The organism is Streptomyces sp. (genome assembly GCF_031178505.1).
In the GTDB taxonomy this organism is placed as follows: domain Bacteria; phylum Actinomycetota; class Actinomycetes; order Streptomycetales; family Streptomycetaceae; genus Streptomyces; species Streptomyces gulbargensis.
Window position 1 is genome coordinate 1 of record NZ_JAPSIW010000618.1, and the last position, 4242, is coordinate 4242.

At 74.2% G+C, this 4242-nt stretch carries 6 protein-coding genes and 1 pseudogene; 5 read left to right on the forward strand and 2 right to left on the reverse strand.

Going from position 1 to position 4242, the window contains the following annotated elements; genetic code table 11:
- Nucleotides 1–103 precede the first annotated feature (103 nt).
- A complete protein-coding gene (locus RIF68_RS36565) occupies nucleotides 104–625 on the forward strand; it encodes a hypothetical protein (protein ID WP_375165753.1) in 522 nt (173 codons plus the stop codon).
- Here the strand turns inward: RIF68_RS36565 and RIF68_RS29060 are convergent.
- Entirely contained in the window at nucleotides 573–1274 is a 702-nt protein-coding gene (locus RIF68_RS29060; protein WP_309054259.1) for an FCD domain-containing protein, read from the reverse strand. The two genes, RIF68_RS36565 and RIF68_RS29060, sit on opposite strands and share 53 nt — an antisense overlap.
- Before the next feature lie 64 nt (nucleotides 1275–1338).
- Between RIF68_RS29060 and RIF68_RS29065 the strand changes: the two genes are divergently transcribed.
- The 4 genes from RIF68_RS29065 to RIF68_RS29080 all read left to right on the forward strand — a co-directional run bounded on the left by RIF68_RS29065 (nucleotide 1339) and on the right by RIF68_RS29080 (nucleotide 3940).
- Nucleotides 1339–2898 (forward strand): MFS transporter, encoded by a 1560-nt coding sequence (locus RIF68_RS29065; RefSeq protein WP_309054260.1) that lies wholly within the window; start codon nucleotides 1339–1341, stop codon nucleotides 2896–2898.
- 17 nt (nucleotides 2899–2915) lie between these two features.
- Nucleotides 2916–3032: an SGM_5486 family transporter-associated protein gene (locus RIF68_RS29070; protein WP_309054261.1), complete on the forward strand. Its 117-nt coding sequence runs from the start codon at nucleotides 2916–2918 to the stop codon at nucleotides 3030–3032.
- Between the two features lie 150 nt (nucleotides 3033–3182).
- A complete protein-coding gene (locus RIF68_RS29075; RefSeq protein ID WP_309054262.1) occupies nucleotides 3183–3401 on the forward strand; it encodes a hypothetical protein in 219 nt (72 codons plus the stop codon).
- 20 nt (nucleotides 3402–3421) lie between these two features.
- Nucleotides 3422–3940: a histidine phosphatase family protein gene (locus RIF68_RS29080; protein WP_309054263.1), complete on the forward strand. Its 519-nt coding sequence runs from the start codon at nucleotides 3422–3424 to the stop codon at nucleotides 3938–3940.
- A gap of 153 nt (nucleotides 3941–4093) precedes the next feature.
- On the opposite strand, the pseudogene RIF68_RS29085 reads toward RIF68_RS29080, so the two are convergent.
- A pseudogene (locus RIF68_RS29085) lies at nucleotides 4094–4242 on the reverse strand (phosphoserine phosphatase); the annotation flags it as partial.

The following is a 4242-nucleotide window of genomic DNA, read 5'->3' on the forward strand; positions in this document are numbered from 1 at the left end:
GTTCCTGACCTGGCGTTTCGCTCCCAAGTCGAAAAGTCTCCCGAATCCCTCCAGACTGGTCGGAGCGTGATGTTCCGGCTACTGCCGGGGAGGAGGTACGGACATGCGCGTGATATCCAGCGGCTTCGCCGCGTTCGCCTCGGTCGCCGCCCTGCTCGCCGGGCTCGCCGTCGCCGCCGAGGTCCGCGCCGCCCCCGCCCCGGCCGGGAACCTGTCCGCCGCCGCGACCGTACCCACGGGGGAGTCCGCGCGGGCCGGGAAGCCGGCGGGGGAGACCGTGCGGGCCGGGGAGCCGGTCGAAGGGCTCGTACCGGCCCGGATGGGCGGCGGGGCCGGGAAGCCCGCGGGCGAGGAGCCCGAGAACTTCGGCGCCTCCTGCCGCACGGTCGTCCAGGGGTCCCGCGTCACCGCCTACTGCCGCAACCCGTACCCGGTGACCGACCGGGTCCGCCTCCACGTCGAGTGCGCGCGGTGGTGGGACCTCGACGCCGACAGCGCCCCCGTCGACGTGGCCCCCACCGACTACGCCCGGGTCACCGCGCGCTGCTGGAAGGAGGTCGCGGCCGCCTGGCTCACCCACGAGCCGGTGGATCCGCCTCCCGCGCGGGACTCCTCAGGCACATGAACGGATAACCGGCCGCCTCCGTGGCGGCCCGCTCCGCGTCCCCGTCCCGGATCGCGTCGACGAGCCGCGCGTGGTCCATGTGGTTCTCCGGCCGCAGCTCCTGCCCCACGTCGTCGCGCAGCCAGTCCCGCAGCACATCGCCCAGGTCCGCGTACAGCTCGGTGAGCACCTCGTTCCCGGACGCGGCGACCACCGCGTGGTGGAAGGCCGCGTCCGCCGTCACGAACCGCTCCGCGTCCCCGGACTCCCAGGCCTCCTCCCGCCGTACGAGCAGGGCGTCGAGCTGCTTGAGGTCCCGCTCCGAGCGCCGCAGGGCCGCGAACCGGGCCGCCGCCGACTCCAGCGTCGACCGCAGCTCGGCCACGTGCCGGGGGTCGGAGCCGGCGAAGCGCCGGTGCATGACGCCGGCGAGTTCGCTGGTGGCGACGACGTACGTCCCCGAACCCTGCCGGATGTCGAGCAGACCGTTGTGGGCGAGGGCCCGGACCGCCTCCCGGACGGTGTTGCGGGCGACGCCCAGCTGCTCGACCAGTTCGGGCTCGGTCGGGATCCGGGAACCCACCGGCCACTCGCCGGAGGTGATCTGGTTCCGCAGCTCGGCGATCACCTGATCGGAGAGTCCCGTGCGGCGGGGATGGCCGAGGGCCATTGGAGCACCGTCCCATTCGTTCGAGATTGGACAACCAATCATCCCATGATTCTATGATGGTTCCATGCCAGACGAGCCGAAGACCCTCGACCCCACCACGCGGCCGGCCGCGATCCCCGCACCCGCCCCGGCACCCGGGACCACCGCCGGCTCGACCGGAAGCCTGACCTCCGCCGAGGTCGCCCCCGCCCCGGAACAGGCGGAGCAGCCCCGGCCCGCCCCCGCCGCCCGGCGCTGGACCCTGGGCCTCGTCACCGTCGGACTCGTCCTGGCCGCGTTCAACCTGCGCCCCGCCATCACCAGCCTCGGCGCCCTCCTCGAAGAGGTCAGCGCGAACCTCCACATGAGCGGCACGGTGGCCGGAGTCCTCACCTCCGTCCCCCCGCTCTGCTTCGCGGTCTTCGGCATCACCGCGCCCCGCCTCGCCCGCCGCTTCGGTCCGGCCGCCGTCGTGTGCGCCGGCATGGCCGCGATCTTCGCCGGCCTCGCACTCCGGCCCCTCGCCACCGGCACCGCCGCCTTCCTCGCCGCCAGCGCGCTCGCCCTCATGGGCATCGCCGTCAGCAACGTCCTGATGCCGGTCATCGTCAAGCGGTACTTCCCCGACCGCATCGGCTCCATGACGGGCCTGTACTCGATGGCGCTCGCCCTCGGCACCTCCGTCGCCGCGGCGGCCACCGTCCCGATGACCGACGCCCTCGGCGGCGACTGGCGCCTCGGCCTCGGCGTCTGGGCCGCCCTCGCGGCCCTCGCCGTCCTGCCCTGGCTCCCCGTCCTGCGCGACCGTGACCCGGCCGGGGGACGGCGCGGGGATCGTACGGGGGAGAGCGGTACGGCTTCCAGCGGTGCGGCGGCGGACCCGGGCCCGGAGCCCGCAGCGGACGCGGGACCCGAGTCGGGCCGGGGTGCGGCGCCGGGCCCGGGTACGGCCCCGGACCGGGGTACGACCCCGACCCCGGGTGCCCGTGCCGATTCCGGTGCCGCGCGGGAGGTGCGGCGCGCGGACGCCGCCCGCACCGCCAGGGTCACCGCGGAGGCCCCCGCGCCCCGCGTCACCCGCTCCCGCACCGCCTGGGCGCTCGGCTGCTTCTTCGGCCTCCAGGCCACCGGCGCCTACATCACGATGGGCTGGATGCCGCAGATCTTCCGCGACGCCGGCGTCCCCGCCTCCACCGCCGGCGTGCTCCTCGCCGTCACCATGGTCATGGGCGTCCCGCTGGCCTTCGTCATCCCGCGCCTCGCGACCCGGATGCGGACCCAGGGGCCCATCGTCGTCGCCCTCGGCACCTGCGGCCTCGCCGGCTACACCGGCCTCCTCCTCGCCCCGGCCGCCGGAGCCTGGCTCTGGGCGCTGCTCCTCGGCGTCTCCAACTGCTCCTTCCCGCTCGCCCTCACCATGATCGGCATGCGCTCGCGGACCGGTGCCGGAGTCGTCCGCCTCTCCGCCTTCGCGCAGAGCGTCGGCTACCTCATCTCCATCCCCGGGCCCCTCCTCGTGGGCGTGCTCTACCAGCACAGCGGCGGCTGGGGCCTGCCGATCGCCCTCATGGGCGGCCTCATGGTGCCCCAGATGCTCGTCGGCATCCTCGCCGGACGGGACCGGACCGTCGAGGACGAGTGCTGAGATGCGAGACTGGGCCCATGCCAGTCCTCGAACCCAACCCCCAGAACGGCCAGAAGAAGCTGCTCGTCGTGCTCGGCGCGATGCTCGGCATCACGGTCCTCATCGCCGTCGTCGCCACCCTCGCCTCCCCCTGACCGGGGGACCCGCGGGGGCTGTCCCCCCTGTCCCCTAGGGGGCGCGTCTCAGGGACACATGGGTGGATCACCCGATGGGCCGGTGCGCCCGCGATCCCTACGGTGGAGACACCGCGGAAAGCGGATTCCCACCACCCCTCGGAGGCGGCCGTGCCGACGCGCTCCCACAGCAGTGACCCCACCCCGTCCGCGGGCGTCGACACCCGGCTGCCCTGGTGGGCCCTCGCCCTGCCGGTGGCCGCCTTCACCACTCTCCTGCTCCTCGTGTCCGGGCCGGGCGAGACCCACGCGGCCTCCGGCGAAGCGGGGGTCGAGCGGGTCCTGGAACGCGTCCAGCAAACGCTCTCTCTCCGAGTCAACGGAGCCTGATTCGTGCGAAGCTGGGGACCATGAGCGTCGAAACACCCCGCAGGATCGTGCTGCTCCGGCACGCGAAGGCAGACTGGCCCCAGGTGTCCGACCACGAGCGGCCGCTCGCCGAGCGCGGACGCCAGGACGCCCCCGTCGCGGGCCGCCGGCTCGCCGACGCCGGCCACCGCTTCGACCTGGCCCTCTGCTCGACCGCCGCCAGAACCCGCGAGACGTGGAAGCTGGCCGTGCACGAGCTTCCCGAGCGCCCGAAGACCGTCTACGAGGAGCGGATGTACGAGGCCTCGCTCGGCGAGCTCATCGCCCTGCTCAACGAGGTCCAGGACGACGTCCACGACCTGCTGCTCATCGGACACAATCCCGGCATGCACGCCCTCGCCGACGCCCTGTCCGGTGAGGCCGAGGGAGACCTGCTGGCCCGCATGAACCGCAGCGGCTTCCCGACCGCCGCCTTCGCCGTGGTCACCTTCGAGGGCACCTGGAAGTCGGTGGAGCACGGCGTGGGGCGCCTCGTGGACTTCTGGGCCCCCCACGCCTGACCCCTGCCCCCACCGCCCCCTGCTCCGCCCGGCCGGGCCCGCCGCCGTGCCCGTACGGTCCCCCGACCCGTACGGCAGACTTCCGGCCCGTACGCGAAGGGGCCCGGCCGCCTTCCGGCGGGCGGGCCCCTTTTACACGCTCCGCTCCGGCGCTCAGTGCGAGGGCACCTCGCCGCCGTCCGCGGCCTCGACCTCCTCGCGGGTGATCCCCAGCAGGTAGAGCACCGTGTCCAGGAACGGCACGTTCACCGCCGTGTGCGCGGCCTCCCGCACCACCGGCTTGGCGTTGAACGCCACCCCGA